The following is a 23,660-nucleotide window of genomic DNA, read 5'->3' on the forward strand; positions in this document are numbered from 1 at the left end:
GGCGGGGTATCCTCAAGCTCGTGGAATACATCGGTCTATATGTGGTTTCCCGGGACCGGTCAAAATAACAAGATGTGAAAGCCAGCCGGTTGTTGCCGCATCTCATCGCCGCATTCCCTCCCGGAATGACGCATCCTCCTCGACCCACCGCGCAACGCCCGATGCGATCGCGCGGGCAACAGCCGCCCGGCCCTCGGCGGTCTGCAGACGCGCCCGGTCCTCGGGATCCGACAGGAACCCCGCCTCGATCAGGACCGACGGCATATCGGCGGCCCGCAGAACCGCCAGCGATCCATGCCGCAGCGGGCGGCGGTTCATCGGCACCCCCTCCGTCTCCATCGCCGCGGTGATCGCCCGGGCCAGCGCCGCACTGCGCGGCGCGGTATCCTGTCGCACCAGATCCATCAACGCGATCGCCACGCCGTCATCCTTGCCCGACAGGTCCACGCCCAAGATCAGATCGTCGGGCCCGTGCCGCATCGGCATCAGCCGCGAGGCCGGCGCCAGCGCCTCATCCGACAATGTATATAGGCTCGCTCCCCGCGCGCCGCCCTCCTCCAAAGCGTCCGCATGCAGCGACAGAAGTGCGCCGGCCCCCGCGGCCCGCGCCCGGCTGATCCTCGCCTGCAAGCCCAGAAAGCTGTCATCCTCCCGGATCAGAACCGCCCGCACCTGCCCCTGCGCCGCAATCTCCTCGGCCACCTGCCGGGCCAAAAGCAGCATCAGATCCGCCTCGTGCAGATCTCCTGTAACCGCGCCCGGATCGCGCCCGCCATGTCCCGGATCGATCGCAATCACAGGCCGTTTATCGGCTGCCGTGACAGCCCCCGCCAACAGGATCAGAAAAGGGATCAGAAAAGCCCGCATCACATCGCCTCTGGTGAGCGCTCTCTCCGGACCGCTTCCAGATCACTCTGCCAGATCCCGAGCAATCATGCAAAGCCCCTTCATCTGGCCGCAAATACTCCCGCCGGAGGCATCGGGCGGCCCGGCCAGAACCGCCCCGCCGGGCAACGCACGACCGTCAGAAGCTGGCGTATAAAGAATGAAACGCGCCGCAGGCGCTCAATCCGGCAACACCTGCCGCGCGGACAGAAACGCCGCCACCCGCGCGGCCCCCTCCGCGATCTCCGCCTCCGCCCCCGCATAGGAGAACCGCAGATACCGATGCCCGCGTCCTGGATCGAAATCCAGACCCGGCGTCGCCGCAACCCCCGCCGCGTCCAGAAGCTCCCGGCTGAAGGCCAGGCTGTCCTCCGTCCACCGGCTTACATCCGCATAGAGGTAGAACGCCCCGTCCGGCGGTGCGATCCGGTCCACCCCCGCCCCCTCCAGGGCCGCCCGCAACACATCCCGGTTCTTCAGATAAACCGCCCGGTTCGCCTCCAGCTCCTCCCCACACTCCAGCGCCGCCAAAGCCGCCACCTGGCTCGCATGGGGCGCGCAGATGAACAGGTTCTGTGCCAGTCGCTCGACACTCCGCACATGCGCCTCCGGCACCACCATCCACCCGACCCGCCAGCCCGTCATCGAAAAATACTTCGAGAACGAGTTGATCACATAGACCTCGTCCGTCAATTCCAGCGCGCTCACCGCCCGCGCCCCATGGTGCAGGCCATGATAGATCTCGTCCGAAATCAGCGCCGTCCCTGTCTCCGCACAGGCTCCCACCAGATCCGCAAAAACCGCCCTTGGCAGGATCGTTCCCGTCGGATTGGCAGGCGAGGCCACAATCAGCCCGTCCAGCCCCGCCTCCCGCACCTGCCCGGGCGTCGGCTGGAAGCGGTCGGCAAGCCGCGTTTCCATCCCCACCGCCTCCAGCGACATCGCCTTCAGGATCTGCCGGTAGGACGGATAACACGGCATCCCCAGCCCGACCCGCTCGCCTGCATCGAAAAGCGCCGAAAACGCCAGGATGAACGCGCCCGAGGCGCCGGACGTCACGATCACCCGCGCCGGATCCAGGTCCACCCCGTACCACTCACGGTAAAGCCCCGCGATCCGCGCCCGCAGCTCCGGCAGCCCCAGCCCCACCGTATAGCCCAGCGGCCCCGCCTCCAGCGCCGCCGCCAGGGCAGCCCGCGCCCCGGCGGGCGCCCCGGTCCCCGGCTGGCCCACTTCCATGTGGATCACATGCCGCCCCGCCGCCTCGGCCCGGCGCGCCGCCTCCATCACATCCATCACGATGAAGGCATCCACCTCGGACCGTCTTGAGTTCCGCATGCTCTCTCCCCTATCGTCGCGCGCGTAGGGGCTTGTTCCAAGCGACCGGCCCGCCGTCAATCGCCAGCGCCCCGCTCAAGGGGCCATCCGGAGGGCCATGCTCAAGATCACACGCCTTCTCGGCCTTGCCCTCATCGCGCTTGTGCTCACGCTCAGCCAGGCGCGCGCCCTCACACTCCTGCGCGATGCGGAAATCGAATATTCCCTGCGCCAGATCTCCCAGCCGATCCTGCAGGCCGCGGGCCTAAGCGTCAGCCAGACCCGGATCATCATCATCGGCGACAGCTCGCTCAACGCCTTCGTCACCGATGGCCAGACGATCTTCATCCATTCCGGCCTGATCGAGAAGCTCGAAACCGCGGCCCAGCTTCAGGCGGTCATCGCCCACGAGGCCGCCCATATCGCCAATGGCCATATCGCGCGGCGGATGCAGAACTTCCGCTCCTCCAGCCGGGCCGCCCGGATCGGCATGGCGCTGGCGACGGCCGCGGCCATCGGCGGCCAGGGTGAGGCCGCGCTCGCCATCGGCAGCGGCTCTGCCGAAGCCGCCCGCCGCTCCTTCTTCGCCCATACACGGGCCGAGGAAGCCTCGGCCGACCAATCGGGCGTCCGTTACATGGTCCGCGCCGGCGTCGATCCGCAGGCCGCCGTCGAGGTCCTCAACATCTTCCGCGGGCAAGAGGCGCTGTCGGTCGGCCGCCAGGACCCCTATGCCAGCACCCACCCGCTGACCCGCGACCGCCTGCGCGCCATGGAAGGCTTCGCGGCCTCGACGCCGCGCCTTCCGCCGAACCAGACCGCCGAATACTGGTTCGCCCGCGCCAAGGGGAAGCTTTCGGCCTTCACCCGCGCGCCCTCCTGGACGCTGCGGCGCGCCCGCGGCGACAACAGCCAGATCGGCGTCATGCGCCGGGCCGTGGCCGAACATCGCAAGCCGAACCCCCGCCGCGCCTTTGCGCTGGCCGATCAACTCGTCGCCATGGCGCCCAGCGATCCCTTCGCCCACGAACTCCGCGGCCAGATCTTCCTGGAAAACCGCCAGTTCGACGCCGCCGTGGGCGCCTATGGTCAGGCCGTCCGGCTCGCCCCCGAAACCGCCCTCATCATCGGTGGCTATGGCCGCGCCCTGCTGGCTGCGGGACGCCCGGGCGAGGCGCTGCCAGCCCTCGAACGCGCCCGCGCCCGCGATGGGGAAGACCCCCGGATCCTGCGCGACCTCGCCGTGGCCTACGCCCAGAACGGCAATAACGGCATGGCCTCGCTCACCACCGCCGAACGTTACGCGCTTTTCGGGCGCCTGAACGACGCTGCAATCCACGCCGAACGGGCCCGCGGCCTTCTGCCGCGCGGCTCTGCCTCTTGGCGCCGGGCCGAAGATCTGGTCAGTGCGGCCTCACGCAACCGCGGCAACTGAACGAAAGGACAGGACATGCGAAAACTGGCCCTGCTGCTATGCCTTGCCGCGGCCCCCGCCGCGGCCCTCGACCTGAACGCCCTCACCGACGATGAGCGGGCAGCATTCAACGCCCAGATTCGCGCCTACCTGCTTGAGAACCCCGAAATCCTGGTCGAGGCGATGGACGTCCTCGAAGACCGGCAAGCCGCCGAACAGGCCACCCGCGATGCCGAGGCGATCGCGGCCAATGCCGACGCGCTTTTCGAGGATCCGAATTCCTGGCGGGGCGGCGCCGAAGACGGCGACATCACCGTTGTCGAATTCCTCGATTACCGCTGCGGCTTCTGCAAGCGCGCCCACCCCGAGGTCGCGGCGCTCCTCGAGGCCGATCCCAACGTGACGCTCGTCGTCAAGGAATACCCGATCCTGGGCGAGGCCTCCCTTCTCGCCTCGCGCTTTGCCATCGCCACCCTGCAGGTCGCGGGTGACGACAGCTACAAGCTGGTCTCGGACGCGCTGATGGGCATCAACGGCGACATCACCGAACAGACGCTGACCCGCCTCGCCAACACGCTCGGCCTCGACACCGACGCGATCCTGGAGCGGATGGACAGCGACGCCGTGACCGAGGTCATCGCGGCGAACCACCAACTGGCCCAACGCATGGGCATCTCCGGCACGCCCAGCTTCATCATGGGCGACCAGCTCCTCCGCGGCTACGCCCCGCTCGCCCGGATGCAGGCGATCGTCGAGGAGGAACGGTCGGAAGGATGAACCGGGCAAAGGTGGTCGAAGTCTCGACCCACCTCGCCGCCACCCCCGACCGCGTGTGGGACGAGGTCCGCCGCCCCGCTCTTCTTCTTCACATCGCAGCGCCCCTGGTGCGCTTCGAACCGGTCGATCCGCCCACCCTGCCCGAGCAGTATGCCGAAGGCGACTACCGCATGGCCATGCGTCTCTACGGGGTCGTCCCCCTCGGCGAACAGGTCATCTCGATCAGCTACCCAGAGCCGCAGAACGGCACCCGCTTCATCCGCGACAACGGCTACAGCGACACGATCCACCGCTGGGATCACCTGATCTCCATCGCACCCGAAGGCACCGGCACCCGCTACGCCGACCGGATCGAAATCGACGCCGGCTGGCGCACACCCGCCCTCGTGGCCTTCGCCCACCTCTTCTACCGGCACCGCCAAAAGCGTTGGCGGCAGCTCATCGCCCGCGATTTCGCCTATAGCTGACTACTCGGCCGCCTTGTCGCTCGCCGCCGTCTCGGCCTCGATCTGCGCGGCCTTCTTCTCGACCTCTTCGACGATGTGCTCCACCATCTGCTCGTTCGACATCTTGTGGCTCGCCTTGCCCGCAAGATAAACCATGCCGGACCCGGCCCCACCGCCGGTAAAGCCCACATCCGTCATCAGGGCCTCCCCCGGCCCGTTCACCACGCAGCCGATGATCGACAGGCTCATCGGTGTCTTGATGTGCTCCAGCCGCTTTTCCAGCACCTCGACCGTCTTGATCACGTCGAAGCCCTGCCGCGCGCAGGACGGGCACGAGATGATGTTCACCCCGCGATGCCGCAGCCCCAGCGCCTTCAGGATCTCGAACCCGACCTTCACCTCCTCGACCGGATCGGCCGACAGCGACACGCGGATCGTGTCCCCGATCCCCATCCACAGGAGATTGCCCAGCCCGATCGCCGACTTGATCGTCCCCGACATCAGCCCGCCCGCCTCGGTGATGCCCAGATGGATCGGCGCATCCGTGGCCTCCGCGATCCCCTGATAGGCCGCCGCGGCCAGGAACACGTCCGACGCCTTCACGCTGATCTTGAACTCGTGGAAATCGTTGTCCTGCAGGATCTTGATGTGATCCAGCCCGCTTTCCACCATCGCCTCCGGGCACGGCTCGCCGTACTTTTCCAGCAGATGCTTCTCCAGCGATCCGGCATTCACCCCGATCCGCATCGAACAGCCGTGATCGCGCGCCGCCTGGATCACCTCGCGCACCCGCTCCGGGCTGCCGATATTGCCCGGGTTGATCCGCAGGCAGGCCGCCCCCGCCTCCGCCGCCTCGATCCCGCGGCGATAATGGAAATGAATGTCCGCCACGATGGGCACCGGGCTTTCCCGCGTGATCTCCTTCAGCGCCTTGGCGCTGTCCTCGTCCGGCACCGAGACGCGTACGATATCCGCCCCCGCCTCCGCCGCCGCAACCACCTGCGCGATCGTCCCGGGCACGTCCGTCGTGACCGTGTTCGTCATCGTCTGGACCGAAATCGGGGCATCTCCGCCCACCGGAACGCTGCCGACCATGATCTGGCGGCTCTCGCGACGATAGATGTTCCGCCAGGGGCGAACGGAATTGAGCGACATCAGGCGCGCCTTTCGAAGCGGTTCCAGAGCTGTCCTAGAGATAGAGCGGCAAGGCGGAACCCGCAACGCTTGCCCTTGGCGTCACTCGGCCGCGGGCGCCTCGACGGCAGCGCCAAGGTTCAGCGCAACAAGGAATTCGCGCAGCTCCGCATCGGCTTCGAGATCGGCAATCTGATACCCGTCGCGAATGGCCTCGGGCGACAGGGCAAGGTTGCTCACGACCTCGCCCGTGCCACCGACCGGCCCGAAGGCCTCGCCGCCCACGATCAGATAGGTCGCCCCGCCATTGCCCGTCCGCAGAACCGGCGCGCGCTCCAGGATCGGCACGACATAGCTCTGCCCGCGCTGCAGGGTCTGCTCGTTCAGCGTCGTGCCATCCGCCGCCCGCACCCGCATCCAGGCAGGACCCGCTGCAACGACGATGACATTCGGGATCGGATCCTCCGTCACCTGCGCAACAGACCGGGGCGCCTCGTCCTGGGCCACGTCGGGCACCGCATCGACCGGCAAGGGCATCGGCCCGACAAACCCGCCCGGATCGGCGCGGGCGATGTCGTCAAACGCCGGGGCCGGCTCCGGCACGAACGTCCCTATCGACCGGGGGTCCAGCGTGGCGATCGGCCCGTCCCGCGGGATCAGCCGCGGCACATCCAGCGCCTCCGGCCGGTAAAGCCGGTCCAGCGCCTCGGCCGAGGGGGCCTCGGGGATCGACGCGATCACCTCTTCCTCCACAACCGGCGCACCGCCGCCCGCCAGCGGATCGATATCGGCAACGACCGTGGGCGGCTGCTCCACAGGCGCCAGCTGCACCCGCTGCACCTCCTGCAGGACCGTCCAGCCGCCATAGCCCAGCCCGCCGATCAGCGCGAGCAGCACAAGAACCGATCCGACAGCCCCCGGCTCAACGCCGGAGAACATCCGCTCGCCCATCGGCTGATACGGCATCTTCGACGCGGCAAAGGGATCGGCGCTGCCGCCGGTCGCCGCAGGCGCCAGCACATCCTCCCGCCCCGACCGCAAGGTCGACGCGGCACTCGACATGCCGTGCGCCGTCGTGAACCCGCTTTCATCACAGAAGGTCTGGAACGCCCATTCCGGGTCCATCCCCAGATAGCGCGCATAGGACCGCACATAGCCCGCGATGAAGCCGGGCGTATCGAAGGCCGACGGATCCGCATTCTCGATGGCAGCGATATAGGCGGCGTTGATCCGAAGCTCTCTCTGCACGTCAAGCAGCGACTTGCCCAGCGTGGCCCGTTCGCCCCGCATCATGTCGCCCAGGCGCAGCTCGAAATCGTCGAATCCCTTCACCCCGACATCCGGCATATCCGGAGCCGCAGGCTCGATCTGTTCGATATCACGCTTGTTGCCGCGCCTGATCATAGGCTTCGACCTGTCCTGCTGCCTGCCCCTTCATAGCAGATCATTCGATTCGAATGACCTGCTTTATTATCAAGCAACTACCATAGGGACATTTTGGTTGCACCCGCCTCCCGCGGGTCAACCGGCCAGCTCAGCGCGATTCAGCGCACAATGCGACCAGAGCGCATCAAGCGCCTTGACGAGCGCCGAAATCTCTCCCGGCCCGTGAACCGGCGACGGCGTGAACCGCAGCCGCTCCGTTCCCCGCGGCACGGTCGGGAAATTGATCGGCTGCACATAGATCCCGTGATCTTCCAGCAGCATGTCCGACAGCATCTTGGTATGGACCGGATCGCCCACGATCAGCGGCACGATATGGCTGCCATGGTCGATGATCGGCATGCCGAGGCCTTTGAGTCTGGTCTTCAGCACCTTCGCCTGCGTCTGGTGATCGTCGCGCAGGGCCTGATCGCGCTTCAGGTGCTTCACACTTGCCACGGCCCCGGCCGCCACGGCAGGCGGCAAGGACGTCGTGAAGATGAAGCCCGGCGCGTAAGACCTTATGGCATCGGCCATCTTCGCATTCGTCGCGATATAGCCGCCCATCACGCCGTAAGCCTTGGCCAGCGTCCCGTTGATGATGTCGATCCGGTGCATCAGCCGGTCCCGCTCGGCCACGCCGGCGCCGCGGGGGCCGTACATGCCCACCGCGTGAACCTCGTCGATATAGGTCAGCGCTCCGAATTCGTCGGCCAGATCGCAAATCGCCTCGACCGGTCCGAAATCCCCGTCCATCGAATAGATCGACTCAAAGGCGATCAGCTTCGGCGCGTCTGCCGGCAGCGCCTCCAGCAGCTCGCGCAGGTGGTCCAGATCGTTGTGCCGGAAGATCCGCTTTGCCCCGCCATTCCTCCGGATGCCTTCGATCATCGAGGCATGGTTCAGCTCGTCCGACAGGATCACCAGCCCCGGAAACAGCTTCGGCAGCGTCGACAGTGTCGCGTCGTTGGCGATGTAGGCCGAGGTGAACAGAAGCGCCGCCTCCTTGCCATGCAGATCGGCAAGCTCCGCCTCCAGCGCCTTGTGATAGACCGTCGTGCCCGAGATGTTGCGCGTCCCGCCCGATCCGGCGCCCGCCGCATCGATCGCCTCGTGCATCGCCTCCAGCACGACCGGATGCTGCCCCATCCCCAGATAGTCGTTGCCGCACCAGACGGTCACCGGCCGCTCCGACCCGTCCGGATGCCGCCAGACGGCATGGGGGAAATGCCCCCGCCGCCGTTCGATATCGATGAATGTGCGATACCGCCCTTCCTCGTGAAGGCGTCCTATGGCGGTGTCGAGATGCGCGATGTAGTCCAAAACAACCTCTTCCCTCGGCGTCCTCCCCCGATATAGGCCCGCGCCCCGCGGGGCAATATCCCGCACCACGACACCTTGCCGCGTCTGGACACTCCCGACGCCGCGGAACATCCTACCGCCATTACCCTCAAGGAGATCCCGATGCTCGACCCCGTCCTCGCCCGTATCGATGCCGACCTGCCTGCCGCGATGGACCGGCTGAGCGACTTGCTGAAGATCCCCTCGATCTCCACCGACCCGGCCTATGCCGCCGAGTGCACAAAAGCCGCCGACTGGCTGGTCCGTGACCTCGAAACCATCGGCATCTCGGCCGACGCCCGCCAGACCCCAGGCCACCCCATGGTCGTGGGCCATGGCGGCGAGGGCGGCCGCCACCTCCTCTTCTACGGCCATTACGACGTCCAGCCGGTTGATCCGCTCGACCTCTGGGACCACGACCCCTTCGACCCCCGTGTCGAAGGTGGCCAGATCCGCGCCCGCGGTGCCGCCGACGACAAGGGCCAGCTCATGACCTTCGTCGAGGCCTGCCGCGCCTGGAAAGCCACCCATGGCAACCTCCCCTGCCGCCTGACCTTCCTTTTCGAAGGCGAAGAGGAATCCGGCTCCCCCTCCCTCATCCCCTTCCTCAAGGACAACGCCGACGAACTCCGCGCCGAGCTTGCGCTGATCTGCGACACCGGCATGTTCGACCCCCAGACGCCCGCCATCACCACGATGCTCCGCGGTCTCCTCGGTGAAGAGATCACCATCACCGGCCCGTCCCGCGACCTCCATTCCGGCTCCTATGGCGGCGCCGCGATCAACCCGGCCCGCGTCCTCGCGCGCATCCTCGCCAGCCTCCACGACGACACCGGCCGCATCACCGTGCCTGGTTTCTACGACGGCGTGACCGAACTCGACCCCTCCGTCAAAGCCCAATGGGACCAGCTCCCCTTCGACGCCAACGCCTTCCTGGGCGACGTTGGCCTCTCCGTTCCGGCAGGCGAACAGGACCGCACCCCGCTCGAGATGATCTGGTCCCGTCCGACCTGCGAGATCAACGGCATGACGTCGGGCTATACCGGCGACGGCTTCAAGACGGTGCTGCCGTCCAAGGCGTCCGCCAAGATCAGCTTCCGCCTCGTCGGCCAGCAGGACCCGTTCAAGATCCGCGACAGCTTCCGCAAGCTCGTGCGCGACGCCCTCCCCGCAGACTGCTCGGTCGAATTCAAGGACCACGGCGCCGGCCCCGCCTCGTCCATGGACATCTCAGACCCGGCGTTCGAGGCCGCCCGCCAGGCCCTCTCAGACGAATGGCCGAACGAGGCCGCCTTCGTCGGCGCCGGCGGCTCGATCCCCATCGCCGGCTATTTCGGCGACTACCTCGGCATGACCGCCCTCCTCGCCGGCTTCGGCCGCGACGACGACCGCATCCACTCCCCGAACGAAAAATACGACGTCGAAAGCTTCCACAAAGGCATCCGCAGCTGGGCCAGGATCCTCGCGGCGCTCTCCAACTAGGGCATCAAAACCTCCACCCGCCCGGGATTAAGCGGCACCGCCGGGCGGGCGCCAGCGCCCGGCAATCTGTCACAAATCCGTTGGCCACGACTTCTACCAAGGGACATCAACCCCTTGGAGACCCCCGATGACATCCTTGCGCGCGCTCACTGTCCTTGTGATTTCCGCGGTGACCTGTTTCTCGCTCCCTCACGATGCCCTGGCCGACCCGATCGCCGAGGCGACCGAAGCGATCAAGACGCGCTTCCTGCAGACCCTTGCCCCCGAACAGATCACCGATGCCAATCCCAGCGATTTCGAAGCCCTCCTCACCGAGGACGAGCGCGCCCTTTTCGCAACCGGCTACATCACCTTCACGGTGGATGCCCCCGTCACGGTCTACATCTTCCGCGATACCCGCCTTGACGAGGTGAACGAACCCTTCTGGCTCGCCGACCAGGGCTTCGACCGCACCGATTTCTCGGCCGAAGCCTACCAGCGCGACTTCGACGTCTGGCGCCGCGACTACCCGGCGGGCGAGATCGGGCTTGGCATCCATGCCCTGCGCGTGGTCCGCGAACACTACTTCATCGGCGTCACCCCCCAGGGTCAGATCGCCCCGGCCGAGGTCGCGAACCTCGCGCCCGATTATCTCGATACCGGCACCCTGGAACGCGGCGCGCTGACCTATGTCGACCGCTCCGTCACGCTCGACGCCGTCTCGCCCGAACTCGAAGGCATGACGCTGATCCGCACCCCGTCCGACCGCCGCCCCGCCGCTGCAATTTACGGTGCGTTTCATGAAACCGATCACCCGGCGACCGCCCGCCCCGACCAGATCTTTCTGACAATCGCCGAAGACCCGCGCGAACAGATGGCGGTGAACTGGCGCACCGATACCTCTGTCACGGGCCAATCCGTCGCGCTCTGGCTGGCCGAGGCGTATAACGCGCCAAACCGCCCGGACCCGCAGATCTTCCCCGCCGACACCGCGCTCGTCGAAAGCCCCCGCGTGGTGAACCAGACGGCAATCCACCGCCACAGCGTGCTCCTCGATGGTCTGGAACGTGGGACGCACTACACCTACGCCGTCGGCTCCGACGCAACCGGCTGGTCCTCCGCCGCCACGTTCGAGACGGCGCGCAGCGGCGAACACCCGATGTCCTTCGCCTTCATCGGCGACGTCCAGGAAGGCTTCGACCGGTTTGAAAGCGTCATGGACACGCTCATGCGGATGCGTCCCGATATCGACCTTCTGATCTTCGGTGGCGACCTCGTCAGCCGCGGCAACGACGCCGATCAATGGGACGATTTCTTCGCCGCCCTCGGCGATGCGGGCCGGTCGATCCCGCTTGCGCCGATCGCGGGCAATCACGAATACCTGCCCGATGACGATCCCGCCTATTACCGCGCCACCTTCCGCCTGCCCGACAACGGGCCCGAGGGCATCCCGGCTGGGCTCGCCTACCATTTCGAATTCGGCGGCAACACCTTCATCATGCTCGACAGCAATGCCTGGAATGGCGAACAGCGCGACTGGCTGCCAACGGCGCTGGAAGAGGCCGACGACGACTTCTCCTTCGTCTTCACCCACCACGCCGCCTACACGTCGCGCCCGGGCCGCTATTACGGCCGCATCACCGAAAACTGGATGCCCATCTGGGAGCAGAACGATATCATCTCGATGGTCTTCCAAGGCCACGACCACGCCTATATGCGCACTCACCCGATGCTGGGCGGCGAGGTCTCGACGGTCGATGACGGCGGCATCTACTATGTCGTCTCCAGCGCGGGAGAGAAGTTCTACGAGATCGACAGCCACGACTATATCGAGCGATCCGTGGAAAAGCGGCAAATGTTCCAGATCATCGACGTCATGCGCGACGACGACCGCATGATCTACCGCGCCTACGATGTCGACGGGATAGAGCATGACCGGATTGAGATCGAAGACTGAGACCCCACGAACGGAGGATGGGCCATCCCGCTCGCCCTCCCTGTGACAGGAAGCCGCACATAACGGCTTGACCCCAACGAAGGGTGGGCAATCTGCCCACCAATCGCCGCGGAAACAATCCTGCCGCTTTCATCGGATTGCCCAAACGTTGCGCTGCACCGCAGCAGAACGCACCGTTAAGGCGGATCTATTGCGCCGCGTTGTCCGACAGAAAGCTGACGCAATGCCGACGGAATGCCGACGCGGCCATTTCCGGGAAAAAAATCAGCATTAACGGATGATTCGCGGCCCCTCGCCCTGTCGCCCCCCGCGCGCCACCGTCCGTTCAGTCAATCCTCGCTTAACGCTTATGGCACGGCAGAGCGCCCTCCCCTTTACTCCCATACGCGATCACCCCAGCCTGCGCACAATGACCCGCATCCTGCTCTTCAACAAACCGATGAACGTCCTCTCCCAGTTCACTGATGGAGATGGTCGCAAGACGCTCAAGGATTTCATAGACATCCCAAGCATTTATCCTGCCGGGCGGCTCGACCGCGACAGCGAAGGCCTCCTCGTCCTCACCGACAACGGCCGCCTCCAGGCCCGCCTGACGAGCCCCAGGGCTCGGACCCCCAAGGCCTATCTCGCCCAGGTCGAGGGCCTCCCCTCGGAGGAGACCCTGCAAAGGCTCCGCACCGGCCTGACCCTCAAGGACGGACCCACCCGCCCCGCTAAGGCTCGCCTCATCCCGGACCCCGACCTCTGGCCCCGCGATCCGCCCATCCGCGTCAGAAAATCCATTCCCGACAGCTGGTTAGAGCTCACCCTCACCGAAGGCCGCAACCGCCAGGTCCGCCGCATGACCGCCGCGATCGGCCACCCCACCCTCCGCCTCGTTCGCTGGAGCGTGGGCGAGTGGACCCTCGACGGGCTCGCGCCGGGAGAGTGGCGCGAGGTCTAGGTCAGAAGTGGCAGCAGCTTGTCGACCGAGGCCTTGGCGTCACCATAGAACATCCGGGTATTGTCCTTGTAGAACAACGGGTTCTCGATCCCGGAATACCCCGTTCCCTGCCCCCGCTTCGACACGAAGACCTGCTTGGCCTTCCACACCTCCAGCACCGGCATGCCCGCGATCGGTGAATTCGGATCCTCCTGCGCGGCCGGGTTCACGATGTCATTCGAGCCGATGACGATGACGACGTCGGTATCCGGGAAATCTTCATTGATTTCATCCATTTCCAAGACGATGTCATACGGCACCTTCGCCTCCGCCAGTAGCACATTCATATGCCCCGGAAGTCGGCCGGCGACCGGGTGGATGGCAAACCGAACCTCCTTACCCGCCGCCCGCAATTTCCGCGTCAGCTCCGAAACGCTCTGCTGCGCCTGTGCCACGGCCATGCCGTATCCCGGCACGATGATCACGCTGTCCGCCTCGTCGAGGGCCGAGGCTACGCCATCAGCCTCTATCGCGACCTGCTCGCCCTCGATTTCCGCAGCCTCTCCGGTTGCTCCACCGAAACCGCCCAAGATCACGCTGATGAAAGACCGGTTCATCGCCTTGCACATGATGTAGCTGAGGATCGCACCGGACGAGCCGACCAAGGCGCCCACGACGATCAGAAGGTCATTGCCAAGCGAGAACCCGATCGCCGCCGCGGCCCATCCCGAATAGGAGTTCAGCATCGAGATCACGACGGGCATGTCGGCCCCGCCGATGCCCATGATCAGGTGGTAACCGATGAAGAGCGCTGCGACCGCGACCAAGAACAGCGGGAAGAACGCCCCGCTTCCGAGATACCAGAAGAGGCAGAGAACCGCGATCGCGGCGGCTGCGATGTTCAGCAGATGCCCACCGGGCAGCTTCTCGGCCGCCGATGTCACGCGCCCCGAGAGCTTCCCATAGGCGACGACCGACCCGGTGAAGGTCACCGCGCCGATGAAGATGCCAAGGAAAAGCTCGATGCGCAGGATATTGATCTCGACCGGGGTCTTCGAGGCGACCAATTCGGCAAAGGTGCCGGTGGCCGTCTCACCCGTCCGAGCGGCGGCCTCGACCAGACCGATGGTCCAGTCGGCGTTGAAGCCGACAAAGACCGCAGCCAGCCCGACCAGCGCGTGCATGCCCGCGACAAGTTCGGGCATCTGCGTCATTTCGACCCGCGTTGCGAGCTGATACCCGACAGCTGCACCGCCCGCGATCAGGATAAGCGAAAGCAGCCAGAGCCCTGCGCCCGGTCCGATAAGCGTGGCAAGCACCGCCACGCCCATGCCGACAATACCATACCAAACCGCGCGCTTGGCGCTTTCCTGGTTCGACAGCCCGCCAAGCGCGAGGATGAAGAGAACAGCGGCGACCGCATAAGCGGCGAAGGTGAATCCGAAATCCATTGACCCTGGTCCCTTACGATTTCTGGAACATGGCGAGCATGCGCCGTGTCACGAGGAAGCCGCCAAAGATGTTGATGGCGGCCATGAAGACCGAGATCGCAGCCAGGATGACCACCAGCCAGGACCCAGACCCCATCTGCATCAGCGCGCCAAGGATGATGATCGACGAGATCGCATTGGTGATCGCCATGAGCGGCGTATGCAGCGAATGCGCGACGCCCCAGATGACCTGGAAGCCCACGAAGACCGCCAGCACGAAGACGATAAAGTGCTGCATGAAGCTCGCCGGCGCATAGAGACCGGCCAGAAGCACAAGCCCGCCACCGATGGCCAGCAGCGTAACCTGCTGCTTGGTCTGCGCCTTGAACGCAGCAACCTCCTGCGCCTTCTTCTCTTCCGGCGTCAGCTCCTTCGGCTTCTCTTTCTTTGGCGCCGCAGCAATGGCCGCCACCTTCGGCTGCGGCGGCGGATATGTTACCTCACCACCATGGGTGACAGTGGCGCCGCGGATGACGTCGTCTTCCATGTTGTGATTGACGACGCCATCTTTCTCGGGCGTCAGATCGGTCATGAGATGCCGGATATTCGTGGCATAAAGCGTCGACGATTGGGTGGCCATCCGGCTTGGGAAATCCGTGTAACCCACGATGGTCACGCCATTATCCGTGACGATCTTTTCATCCTTGACGGTCAGCTCGCAGTTCCCGCCCCGCTCGGCGGCAAGGTCCACGATCACCGATCCGGGCTTCATCGCCTCGACCATATCCTTGGTCCAGAGAACCGGCGCATCCCGGTTCGGGATCAGGGCCGTCGTGATGACGATGTCCATGTCAGGCGCCATTTCGCGGAACTTCTCCAGCTGCTTTTCCTGGAACTCTGGGCTCGACGGCGCTGCGTAGCCCCCGGTGGACGACGAATCCTGACCGCTCTCCTCGAAGTCGAGGAAGACGAACTCCGCCCCCATCGACTCGATCTGTTCGGACACCTCGGGCCGCACGTCGAACGCGTAGACGATGGCGCCCAGCGACGTCGCCGTCCCGATCGCCGCCAGCCCCGCGACGCCAGCACCCACCACCAGAACCTTCGCCGGGGGCACCTTGCCCGCCGCCGTCACCTGCCCGGTGAAGAAGCGGCCGAAGTTGTTCCCGGCCTCGATCACCGCGCGGTAGCCAGCGATGTTCGCCATCGAGGATAGGGCATCCATCTTCTGCGCCCGGCTGATCCGCGGCACCATATCCATGGCGACGACCGTCACGCCCTTCTCGGCAAGGCCCTTCATCTGGTCCTCGTTCGAGGCCGGATAGAAGAACGAGACAAGCGTCTGATCCTCCTTCAGCCGCTTCGCCTCCGTATCGCTCGGCGGGCGCACCTTGGCGACCACCTCCGCCTCACGAAACAGCTCCGCTCCGCTTTTGACGACGGTCACGCCGACCTCTTTGTAGGCCGCGTCATTGAACCCGGCCGCCTTGCCCGCGCCCGCTTCAATCAAGCATTCATGCCCCAGCTTCTGCAGCTCCTTGGCGCTGGCCGGGGTCATCGCGACCCGGGCTTCGCCCTCGGCCGTTTCCTTCGGCGTTCCGATCTTCATGGGGGGCAGTCTCCTTCATCCGTTGGCCGCGGGGCCACGCCTTGATTAGCCAAGGTAATTTTCTTTCACAAGTCGGCCAGTTTGCGATCAAAAGAGAATACCGTCGCATGCCCTTAGGATGTGGCGTTCCAACCCTTGTCCTTCTCCGGGCGGCAGGCCACTCTCACCACAACCTCGGGAGGAACCAGATGGAGCATCAAGGGCGTCACGCACTCGTCACCGGCGGGAATGCGGGCATCGGGCTGGCGATCGCCAGGAGCCTCGCGGACGACGGAGCGACCGTGACGATCACCGGGCGCCGGACGGACCTCCTCAATCAGCTCGCAGCTGAGGATGATCGCCTTCATGCGCTGCAGATGGATGTTTCTGACGAAGACAGCGTTCGACAGGGCATCGCCGATGCTGCCAAGGCGCGCGGCCCGATATCGATCTGCGTTGCCAATGCCGGGATTGCCGAAGGACAGCCCTTCGCCTCGGTCGCTCTCGACGATTGGCGTCGGATGATGTCGATCAATCTCGATGGCGCCTTCCTGACGTTGCAATCCGCCCTTGCCACCTTGGGACGCGACGATTGGGGACGGATGATCGTTGTCTCCTCCATCGCCGGCGTCCACGGCCTGAAAGGGGCGATCCCCTATACCGTCTCCAAGCACGGCATGATCGGGCTCATCCGGGGCTTGTCGGAAGAGTATATGGGCAGCCGGATCACCTTCAATGCGATCTGTCCGGGTTATGTTGAGACGGACATCGTCACAAACCAGGCCAAGGCGATCGCCAAGCGCCAGGGAATTACCGAGGAAGAGGCGACGGCTTACATGGCCAAAGGCAATCGTCACCGGACGCTTCTGCAGGTCGACGAGGTTGCCGCGTCCGCCCACTGGCTTTGCTCCGAGGGCGCGCGGTCGGTCAACGGCCAGACGATCCAGATTGCCGGCGGTCAGATCGCGTGACGGACCGCCAATGACCGATTTCGCCGAAACCAAGACATTATTTCACCTGCCAGAGGGGGTCGTCTATCTGGACGGTAACTCTCTGGGGCCACTGCCCAAATCGGCACCCGCCCGGATTGCGCAGGCGGTCGAGGCCGAATGGGGCGCAGAGCTGATCGGCGGTTGGACCAAGTGCGGCTGGATGGATCAACCCACCGCATTGGGAGACCGCATCGGCCGTCTGATCGGTGCCGCGCCGGGGACGACGACCATCGGCGATACCCTGTCGATCAAGGTCTTTCAGGCGCTTTCGGCGGCCCTTGCGCTGCGTCCGGACCGGAGAATTGTGCTGACTGACATGGGGAATTTCCCGACTGATCTCTACATGGCGCAATCCCTTCTCGATGCGCTTGGGCAGGGCCATGTCCTCAAGGCCGTTGCGCCGGAGGAGGTCGCAGATCACTTGGGCGAAGACGTGGCGGTTCTCATGCTCACTCAGGTCGATTACCGGACAGGGCGTCGACACGATATGGCCGGGTTGACGGCTGCTGCACATGAGAAGGGCGCGCTAACTGTCTGGGATCTCGCGCACTCCGCCGGGGCGATTGCTGTAAACATGATCGGGACCGGAGCGGATTTCTGCGTCGGCTGCACATACAAGTTCCTCAATGCCGGGCCAGGCGCGCCTGCCTTTATCTCGGTTGCCCCGCAGCATGCAGAGAAGACCGAACCGATCCTTGCCGGGTGGCTCGGCCACGCTGCCCCCTTCGCCTTCGAGCCAGCCTATCGCGCCGGTCTGGGGATCGAGCGGTTCCGCGTGGGGACACCGCCGGTTCTGCAGATGGCGGCGCTCGATGCGGCGCTCGATATCTGGGATGGCGTCGATCTCGCAGCTCTGGAGGAAAAGGCCGCAACTCTTGGAAATCTCTTCATAAACGAGGTGGAGGCGCGCTGTCCGGACCTGACCCTCGCCTCCCCACGGGATGCGCGCCATCGTGGCAGTCAGGTATCGTTCCGGCACCCGGACGGCTACCCGATTATGCAGGCGCTGATCGCAGATGGCGTGGTGGGAGACTTCCGCGCGCCGGACATTCTTCGCTTCGGGATCACGCCGCTGTATCTGGATGAAGCTGATATCAGAACTGCCACTGAACGTATTGAAACCGTAATGAAAACTCGCGCCTACGATCTGCCGGAGCATCGCGAGGTCAAGGCCGTCACGTGATCGAGCTTCGCCCTTTCAAGCTGGATCAGGCGGCTTCTGCCCGCCGTCTGATGCACGACGCGATCCGCATCGGCGCGGCGGAGCTTTATGACGCGGACCAGCGCAGCGCCTGGTCGCCCTCGCCTGCGCCGGGACCGGAGTGGCGGGATCGATTGGCCGACCATATCACGATCATGGCTTTCGAGGTCCTGCCCGAGATCGACGTTCTCGCCGGTTTTGGAACGATCCGGCGGGACGGGTATCTGGACCTGCTGTTCGTTGCACCGAACCAGCGGCGGAGCGGTCTGGCCGGGCGCCTTCACGATGCTCTGCTCGACGGGCTGACCGATCCCCTGCCGGAGCGGCTGACGACGCGCGCCTCTCTCTATGCCCGGCCGTTTCTGGAGCGGCGCGGCTGGGTCGTCACGGCGGAAGATCCGCAGACGCGGGGGGAGGCTACCTTGCCGGCCTATGCGATGGAACGACCCTACAAGCTTTTGTAATCACTTACCAAAAGGTGCCGTGGGTCTTCGTCTTCCTCGATCTCCGCAAAGCGTCCGATGGGCTCCCGAAAGATGTTGTCGGTCTCGTCGTCGTTCACCATCGAGACCTCCCCGATCAGCACATGGCCACCGTCCCCCCAGAAGGCGTGCCAATCGCCGGGCATCAGCGTCACGCTTTCGCCGGGCGCGAGTTTCAGCACCTCGCCCGGCGCGAAGTCTTTGGGGATGCCATCGCACATCACGGTGCCGCCCGCGGTTTCATCGAAGCGGCCCTCGGCGTCAGACCCGTAGAGTTCCACCGCCAGGGTCGCCCCGCCGCGGTTGATGATATCCTCGGCCTTGATGACATGGGTGTGCATGGGAGAAAGCTGATCTTTCTTTGAAATCAGCAGCTTCTCGGCATAGCACATGCCCTGTCCGGCGCGCAGATCCTCCAGCCGTCCGTTGCGGAGCGTGAAGAGGAACAGCCCCATCTCGCCAAACCGGCCCTGACCGTAATCGGTGATGTCCCAGCCGCAGCGCCGGTCGACGATCACTTGGGCTTCGGGCGCCCTGAACCGGTCGGGCGTCCACCAGGCGAAGGGCGGCAGCTGGAACCCGAACCGCGCGATCATCTCTTCGGCCTCGGCCATTATCTTGTTGATTTCGCTCCGTTTCATATTTCCACCCCACGACAGTGTTCTGCGGATCTTCGCGCATCGTCCGACGGAAGTCTTCACAGATACCGTTCAAAGCTCATCGGAAACGCCAGGAAAGGCAAAATCCATGAAGCTTTTCAGCACTGCACTTGCAATGATACTTCTTGCAACCCCGGTTCTTTCGGATGACCGGCACCCGCCGATACCTCTTCTGCTCCAGAACAGTGACGGCCCGGGCGACCGATTTGACGACCATCGGCGAAACCACCGGGCAGATCGGATCGAAGATCGCATTGACGAGCGGTACGATCGCGGCCCGATCGATCGGATCGAGGATGTCTACGACCGCCGTGAGGATTACCGCGATCGTCGCCGGGGACCATGGCGCCCACTTGCTATGAATTGATTAACGCGGCGGGTGGGGGCAATCGTGCCCGCCCGCGCAACACTAGGCGCTGAGCAATGTGCGATGCTGGCGCAGGTCAGCCCAGGCGCGGACGGCGTCGCCGAACGCCTCGAACAAAGGGCGGGAGACCGGGTCGCAGGCGGCGTTCCATTCAGGGTGCCACTGGACCGACAGTGTAAAGCCCGTTGCGCCTTCGATATGCAGCGCCTCTGGCGTGCCGTCGGGCGCATGGCCGTCGATCGAGACCCGTGCGCCTGGCCGCTTGATCCCCTGACCGTGAAGCGAGTTGGTCATCACCTCACGCGCACCGAAAAGGTCCACGAACGGACTGCCTTCGCGCAGGGTCACGACGTGGCGGAGGGCAAACTTTTCCTCCAACGTCCCGTCGGGGGGCATCCGGTGATTGTCGCGGCCAGGCAGATCGCGGATCTCTGGGTGGAGCGCGCCGCCCATCGCGACGTTGACCTCCTGAAACCCTCGGCAAATGCCAAGGAAGGGCTGGCCACGATCCACCAGTTTGCGGATCAGCGGCAGGGTGATGGCGTCGCGATTGCGGTCGAAGGCGCCATGGGCGGGCGTTTCGTCCTCGCCGTATTCCTCGGGATGCACATTGGGGCGCCCACCGGTGAAGAGGAAGCCGTCACAGACCTCCATCAGTTCGTCGACACTGACATAGGCCGGGTCGGCCGGGATCAGCATCGGCACGCAATCCGAGACCTCGGCGACGGCGGACGAGTTGATCGTGCCGCCTGCATGGGCGGGATATTCGTCATTGATCATGTACGAGTTACCGATGATGCCGACGATGGGCCGTGCCATGAGACCTCCTGATGTGTTCCGGCCGAAGATAGGCGCGGCGCGGCGCTTGGAAAACCTCAATTTTAGTAGAGTCATCCTAAGGGGAATGCACAGAAAGTAGGGGCAACCTTACTCGTCAGGTGCGGGTGATCCGGGGCACACTGATAATGCGCCTTGGTGCGCATGTTGGTATTTGAGTGGAGTGTTACCGATGGAAAATGCGTTCATTTACGACGCCGTCCGGCGGATCGAGGAACAGGAAGAGATGCGGGCGCAAGCCTATCTGCATGCCCCCGATCCGCTGGAATTCGAGTTCGGCGAAGACGACCCCGAAGTTCCCGAAGAGGCGTTGGAAGACTGGCTGTTCGACGGCCACTGAGCCTCTGACCCGCGCTGCCGTTGCCTAAGGCCCCGATTGTCGCTAGCTCCGACAAGGAGAACGACAGGGAGGGTCGCATGGTTGATCGCGTGGAACGGGCCGGATTGCAGGTGGACCGGCATCTGGCGGATTTTCTCGAAGGCGAGGCCCTTCCCGGGACCGGGATCGAGGCCGGTGCCTTCTGGGACGGGTTCGCCGGGATCGTCCGTGACCTGACGCCGAAGAACCGCGCGCTGCTGGCGCGGCGGGACGAGTTGCAAAGCCAGATCGACGACTGGCACATCGCGCGGCGTGGCAAGCCGCATGATGCGGACGCCTATCGGGCGTTCTTGAAAGAGATCGGCTATCTCGTTGACGAAGGGCCGGATTTCGAGATCGAGACCGCGAATACCGACCCCGAGATCGCCGCCCTGCCCGGACCGCAGCTGGTCGTGCCGATCATGAATGCGCGCTTCGCGCTGAATGCGGCGAATGCGCGGTGGGGCAACCTCTACGACGCGCTTTACGGCACCGATGCGTTGGGCGATCTGCCCTCGGGCGGCGGCTATGACAAGGCGCGCGGGGCGAAGGTGATCGCCTGGGCGAAGGAATTTCTGGATCGCGCCGCGCCACTTGAGAGCGGCTCGTGGAGCGATGCAACCGAGCTGAGCTTTGCCGCTGGCGGGTTCGTCGTTCAGCAGGGCGAGACGTCGACCGGGCTGGCCGATCCGACGAAATTCCTCGGCCATGCGACCATGGGCGATTTCAAGGCGTTTCTTCTGCAGAACAACGGCTTGCGGATCGAACTGCTGGTCAACCGCGACAACGAGATCGGCAAGGATGACCCGGCCGGGCTGGCCGCCGTGAACCTGGAATCCGCCGTCTCGACCATCATGGATTGCGAGGATTCCGTCGCTGCCGTCGATGGCGAGGACAAGGCGCTGGCCTACCGCAACTGGCTGGGGCTGATGAAGGGCGACCTGAAAGAGACCTTCCAGAAGGGCGGCGAGACGATCACGCGCGAACTCTACGGGGATTTCGATTATACGGCGCCCGATGGCGCGCCCTTTCCGGTGAAGTGCCGGTCGCTGATGCTGGTCCGGAATGTGGGGCATCTGATGACCAATCCGGCCATCCTCGACGGGGACGGCGCGGAGGTGTTCGAAGGGCTGATGGATGCGGCCTTCACCACGCTGATCGCGATGCATGATCTGAAAAAAACGGAAGGGCCCCGGAACTCGGAAACCGGCAGCGTTTATGTTGTGAAGCCCAAGATGCACGGGCCCGAGGAAGTGGCCTTCGCCGTGGAGATCTTCGACCGGGTCGAGGACATGCTGGGCCTGCCGCGCAACACCGTGAAGATCGGGATCATGGACGAGGAACGGCGCACCTCGGCCAATCTGAAAGAATGCATTCGGGCCGCCAAGTCCAGGGTTTGCTTCATCAATACCGGCTTCCTCGATCGCACCGGAGACGAGATCCATACCTCGATGGAAGCAGGCCCGATGATCGAGAAAGGCGCGATGAAGGGCACCGACTGGATCCAGTCCTACGAGGCGCGCAACGTCGACATTGGCCTCGCCTGCGGCCTCAAGGGCAAGGCCCAGATCGGCAAGGGGATGTGGGCGATGCCCGACCGGATGGAGGCGATGCTGGAGGAAAAGATCGGCCACCCGAAGGCGGGCGCGACCTGCGCCTGGGTGCCCTCGCCTACGGCGGCCACCTTGCACGCCACGCATTACCATGAAGTCGACGTCCTGGCCCGTCAGGACGAGTTGAAGGCCGGTGGCCCTCGAGGGACGCTCGAGGCCCTGCTGACCATCCCGGTCGCAGAGGGGCGAAACTGGTCGGAGGAGGAGATCACGCGCGAGATCGAGAACAACGCGCAAGGCATCCTCGGCTACGTCGTGCGCTGGATCGATCAAGGGGTCGGATGCTCGAAAGTGCCTGATATCAATGACATAGGCCTGATGGAGGATCGCGCGACCTGCCGGATCTCCTCCCAGGCGCTGGCGAACTGGCTGCATCACGGAGTGATCTCGCGCGATCAGGTGATGAAGGGCATGCGCAAGATGGCCGAGGTCGTGGACCGGCAGAATGCGGGCGATCCAAGCTATGAGCCGATGGCGCCCGGCTTTGACGGGCTGGCCTTTCAGGCGGCGTGCGACCTTGTCTTCAAGGGGCGCGAGCAGCCCTCGGGCTATACGGAGCCTGTTCTGCACCAGCGGCGGCTGGAGCTGAAAGCGGCGCGGTGAGGGGCGTGGTGGGGTGAAACCCCACCCTACATCACCGCGGGTGCCACAGGTCTGAAGCGATCGTGACGGGTGCGGGCGGGGGGTGAGACGACCTTTCCCCGACTGACCCTGCGAATCGTTCGTTAATGCAGGCAAAACAGGCCGATTTGCCGTGTCGGCATCCCGTCGGCTTTACGTCGGACTTTTGTCGGGCATTTTTCCGACGAGGAGCCCGGTAACGGAGCGTTCTGCCGCACTGCAGCGCAACAGCGTGGACAATGCGGCGGACGGGCGGAATTGTTTCCGGGTCGAGTGAAGGGTGGCGAGGTCGGGCAGCGCCTGCCTGGGCGGGCGTTTCGGCGAAACGACTCCGATGGCAGGTGGGTCGTGCGGAGATGCACCATTTCGGTAGTCGAGAGGGTGAAAGCGCCTGCCGGGGGGCAGGCAGGCGCTGCCCCGGCCGGGGGCCGGGCGG

The 23,660-nt window shown here is 64.9% G+C and carries 20 protein-coding genes; 11 read left to right on the plus strand and 9 right to left on the minus strand.

Annotated elements, in window-relative coordinates:
• Positions 1-102: 102 nt before the first annotated feature.
• Both AADZ90_RS10035 and AADZ90_RS10040 read right to left on the minus strand, forming a co-directional pair.
• Positions 103-867, minus strand: a complete 765-nt coding sequence (locus AADZ90_RS10035; protein WP_367309856.1) for an N-acetylmuramoyl-L-alanine amidase family protein — start codon at positions 865-867, stop codon at positions 103-105.
• Positions 868-1,065: 198 nt separating this feature from the next.
• A complete protein-coding gene (locus AADZ90_RS10040) occupies positions 1,066-2,223 on the minus strand; it encodes a pyridoxal phosphate-dependent aminotransferase (protein ID WP_367309857.1) in 1,158 nt (385 codons plus the stop codon).
• A 97-nt stretch (positions 2,224-2,320) separates the two neighbouring features.
• Between AADZ90_RS10040 and AADZ90_RS10045 the strand changes: the two genes are divergently transcribed.
• Genes AADZ90_RS10045 through AADZ90_RS10055 form a run of 3 tightly spaced genes read left to right on the plus strand, consistent with a single transcriptional unit; the run spans position 2,321 to position 4,860 of the window.
• Positions 2,321-3,637 carry a M48 family metalloprotease gene (locus AADZ90_RS10045; RefSeq protein ID WP_367309858.1) on the plus strand — a complete coding sequence of 439 codons (1,317 nt, stop codon included), beginning with the start codon at positions 2,321-2,323 and terminating at the stop codon, positions 3,635-3,637.
• 15 nt (positions 3,638-3,652) lie between these two features.
• Positions 3,653-4,393 (plus strand): DsbA family protein, encoded by a 741-nt coding sequence (locus tag AADZ90_RS10050; protein WP_367309859.1) that lies wholly within the window; start codon positions 3,653-3,655, stop codon positions 4,391-4,393.
• Positions 4,390-4,860, plus strand: coding sequence for an SRPBCC family protein (locus AADZ90_RS10055; RefSeq protein WP_367309860.1), 471 nt, complete (start codon positions 4,390-4,392; stop codon positions 4,858-4,860). Before AADZ90_RS10050 ends, AADZ90_RS10055 begins: the two co-directional genes overlap by 4 nt.
• Here AADZ90_RS10055 and ispG read toward each other — a convergent pair whose 3' ends face one another.
• From ispG to hemA, 3 genes are all read right to left on the minus strand, one after another.
• Entirely contained in the window at positions 4,861-5,994 is a 1,134-nt protein-coding gene (ispG, locus tag AADZ90_RS10060; protein ID WP_367309861.1) for a flavodoxin-dependent (E)-4-hydroxy-3-methylbut-2-enyl-diphosphate synthase, read from the minus strand.
• Between the two features lie 81 nt (positions 5,995-6,075).
• Entirely contained in the window at positions 6,076-7,377 is a 1,302-nt protein-coding gene (locus tag AADZ90_RS10065) for a helix-turn-helix domain-containing protein (RefSeq protein WP_367309862.1), read from the minus strand.
• A 117-nt stretch (positions 7,378-7,494) separates the two neighbouring features.
• A complete protein-coding gene (gene hemA, locus AADZ90_RS10070) occupies positions 7,495-8,718 on the minus strand; it encodes a 5-aminolevulinate synthase (protein ID WP_367310217.1) in 1,224 nt (407 codons plus the stop codon).
• Positions 8,719-8,859: 141 nt separating this feature from the next.
• Between hemA and AADZ90_RS10075 the strand changes: the two genes are divergently transcribed.
• The 3 genes from AADZ90_RS10075 (at position 8,860) to AADZ90_RS10085 (ending at position 13,097) form a co-directional block, all read left to right on the plus strand.
• Positions 8,860-10,218 (plus strand): M20/M25/M40 family metallo-hydrolase, encoded by a 1,359-nt coding sequence (locus AADZ90_RS10075; protein ID WP_367309863.1) that lies wholly within the window; start codon positions 8,860-8,862, stop codon positions 10,216-10,218.
• 127 nt (positions 10,219-10,345) lie between these two features.
• Positions 10,346-12,154, plus strand: coding sequence for a purple acid phosphatase family protein (locus tag AADZ90_RS10080; RefSeq protein ID WP_367309864.1), 1,809 nt, complete (start codon positions 10,346-10,348; stop codon positions 12,152-12,154).
• A 409-nt stretch (positions 12,155-12,563) separates the two neighbouring features.
• Complete coding sequence (locus tag AADZ90_RS10085) at positions 12,564-13,097, plus strand: pseudouridine synthase (RefSeq protein WP_367309866.1); 534 nt, start codon at positions 12,564-12,566, stop codon at positions 13,095-13,097.
• Here AADZ90_RS10085 and AADZ90_RS10090 read toward each other — a convergent pair.
• On the minus strand, positions 13,094-14,527 hold the full coding sequence (locus tag AADZ90_RS10090) for an NAD(P)(+) transhydrogenase (Re/Si-specific) subunit beta (protein ID WP_367309867.1): 1,434 nt from the start codon (positions 14,525-14,527) through the stop codon (positions 13,094-13,096). The two genes, AADZ90_RS10085 and AADZ90_RS10090, sit on opposite strands and share 4 nt — an antisense overlap.
• Positions 14,528-14,540: 13 nt before the next feature.
• Complete coding sequence (locus tag AADZ90_RS10095; RefSeq protein WP_367309868.1) at positions 14,541-16,115, minus strand: Re/Si-specific NAD(P)(+) transhydrogenase subunit alpha; 1,575 nt, start codon at positions 16,113-16,115, stop codon at positions 14,541-14,543.
• 188 nt (positions 16,116-16,303) lie between these two features.
• Here AADZ90_RS10095 and AADZ90_RS10100 point away from each other — a divergent pair, with 188 nt between their 5' ends.
• Genes AADZ90_RS10100 through AADZ90_RS10110 form a run of 3 tightly spaced genes read left to right on the plus strand, consistent with a single transcriptional unit; the run spans position 16,304 to position 18,751 of the window.
• The gene (locus AADZ90_RS10100; protein WP_367309869.1) at positions 16,304-17,065 is read left to right on the plus strand and encodes an SDR family NAD(P)-dependent oxidoreductase; all 762 of its coding nucleotides are present in this window, start codon (positions 16,304-16,306) and stop codon (positions 17,063-17,065) included.
• 10 nt (positions 17,066-17,075) lie between these two features.
• A complete protein-coding gene (kynU, locus tag AADZ90_RS10105) occupies positions 17,076-18,269 on the plus strand; it encodes a kynureninase (RefSeq protein ID WP_367309870.1) in 1,194 nt (397 codons plus the stop codon).
• A complete protein-coding gene (locus tag AADZ90_RS10110) occupies positions 18,266-18,751 on the plus strand; it encodes a GNAT family N-acetyltransferase (RefSeq protein WP_367309871.1) in 486 nt (161 codons plus the stop codon). The genes kynU and AADZ90_RS10110 overlap by 4 nt, the downstream gene beginning before the upstream one ends.
• Here the strand turns inward: AADZ90_RS10110 and AADZ90_RS10115 are convergent.
• Positions 18,736-19,410: a D-lyxose/D-mannose family sugar isomerase gene (locus AADZ90_RS10115; RefSeq protein WP_367309872.1), complete on the minus strand. Its 675-nt coding sequence runs from the start codon at positions 19,408-19,410 to the stop codon at positions 18,736-18,738. The two genes, AADZ90_RS10110 and AADZ90_RS10115, sit on opposite strands and share 16 nt — an antisense overlap.
• A 427-nt stretch (positions 19,411-19,837) precedes the next feature.
• Positions 19,838-20,614 carry a gamma-glutamyl-gamma-aminobutyrate hydrolase family protein gene (locus AADZ90_RS10120; RefSeq protein ID WP_367309874.1) on the minus strand — a complete coding sequence of 259 codons (777 nt, stop codon included), beginning with the start codon at positions 20,612-20,614 and terminating at the stop codon, positions 19,838-19,840.
• 190 nt (positions 20,615-20,804) lie between these two features.
• Between AADZ90_RS10120 and AADZ90_RS10125 the strand changes: the two genes are divergently transcribed.
• Both AADZ90_RS10125 and AADZ90_RS10130 read left to right on the plus strand, forming a co-directional pair.
• Complete coding sequence (locus tag AADZ90_RS10125; protein ID WP_367309875.1) at positions 20,805-20,972, plus strand: hypothetical protein; 168 nt, start codon at positions 20,805-20,807, stop codon at positions 20,970-20,972.
• 77 nt (positions 20,973-21,049) lie between these two features.
• Positions 21,050-23,206 (plus strand): malate synthase G, encoded by a 2,157-nt coding sequence (locus AADZ90_RS10130; RefSeq protein WP_367309876.1) that lies wholly within the window; start codon positions 21,050-21,052, stop codon positions 23,204-23,206.
• Positions 23,207-23,660 lie beyond the last annotated feature (454 nt).

The sequence above is a fragment of the Aestuariibius violaceus genome, from assembly GCF_040779325.2.
In the GTDB taxonomy this organism is placed as follows: Bacteria; Pseudomonadota; Alphaproteobacteria; order Rhodobacterales; family Rhodobacteraceae; genus Aestuariibius; species Aestuariibius violaceus.

Bases quoted from the DNA above. Each gene is read 5' to 3' on its own strand.
- AADZ90_RS10035 (WP_367309856.1), bottom strand. From the start codon at position 867: ATGCGGGCTTTTCTGATCCCTTTTCTGATCCTGTTGGCGGGGGCTGTC.
- AADZ90_RS10040 (WP_367309857.1), bottom strand. From the start codon at position 2,223: ATGCGGAACTCAAGACGGTCCGAGGTGGATGCCTTCATCGTGATGGAT.
- AADZ90_RS10045 (WP_367309858.1), top strand. From the start codon at position 2,321: ATGCTCAAGATCACACGCCTTCTCGGCCTTGCCCTCATCGCGCTTGTG.
- AADZ90_RS10050 (WP_367309859.1), top strand. From the start codon at position 3,653: ATGCGAAAACTGGCCCTGCTGCTATGCCTTGCCGCGGCCCCCGCCGCG.
- AADZ90_RS10055 (WP_367309860.1), top strand. From the start codon at position 4,390: ATGAACCGGGCAAAGGTGGTCGAAGTCTCGACCCACCTCGCCGCCACC.
- ispG (WP_367309861.1), bottom strand. From the start codon at position 5,994: ATGTCGCTCAATTCCGTTCGCCCCTGGCGGAACATCTATCGTCGCGAG.
- AADZ90_RS10065 (WP_367309862.1), bottom strand. From the start codon at position 7,377: ATGATCAGGCGCGGCAACAAGCGTGATATCGAACAGATCGAGCCTGCG.
- AADZ90_RS10075 (WP_367309863.1), top strand. From the start codon at position 8,860: ATGCTCGACCCCGTCCTCGCCCGTATCGATGCCGACCTGCCTGCCGCG.
- AADZ90_RS10080 (WP_367309864.1), top strand. From the start codon at position 10,346: ATGACATCCTTGCGCGCGCTCACTGTCCTTGTGATTTCCGCGGTGACC.
- AADZ90_RS10085 (WP_367309866.1), top strand. From the start codon at position 12,564: ATGACCCGCATCCTGCTCTTCAACAAACCGATGAACGTCCTCTCCCAG.
- AADZ90_RS10090 (WP_367309867.1), bottom strand. From the start codon at position 14,527: ATGGATTTCGGATTCACCTTCGCCGCTTATGCGGTCGCCGCTGTTCTC.
- AADZ90_RS10095 (WP_367309868.1), bottom strand. From the start codon at position 16,115: ATGAAGATCGGAACGCCGAAGGAAACGGCCGAGGGCGAAGCCCGGGTC.
- AADZ90_RS10100 (WP_367309869.1), top strand. From the start codon at position 16,304: ATGGAGCATCAAGGGCGTCACGCACTCGTCACCGGCGGGAATGCGGGC.
- kynU (WP_367309870.1), top strand. From the start codon at position 17,076: ATGACCGATTTCGCCGAAACCAAGACATTATTTCACCTGCCAGAGGGG.
- AADZ90_RS10115 (WP_367309872.1), bottom strand. From the start codon at position 19,410: ATGAAACGGAGCGAAATCAACAAGATAATGGCCGAGGCCGAAGAGATG.
- AADZ90_RS10120 (WP_367309874.1), bottom strand. From the start codon at position 20,614: ATGGCACGGCCCATCGTCGGCATCATCGGTAACTCGTACATGATCAAT.
- AADZ90_RS10125 (WP_367309875.1), top strand. From the start codon at position 20,805: ATGGAAAATGCGTTCATTTACGACGCCGTCCGGCGGATCGAGGAACAG.
- AADZ90_RS10130 (WP_367309876.1), top strand. From the start codon at position 21,050: ATGGTTGATCGCGTGGAACGGGCCGGATTGCAGGTGGACCGGCATCTG.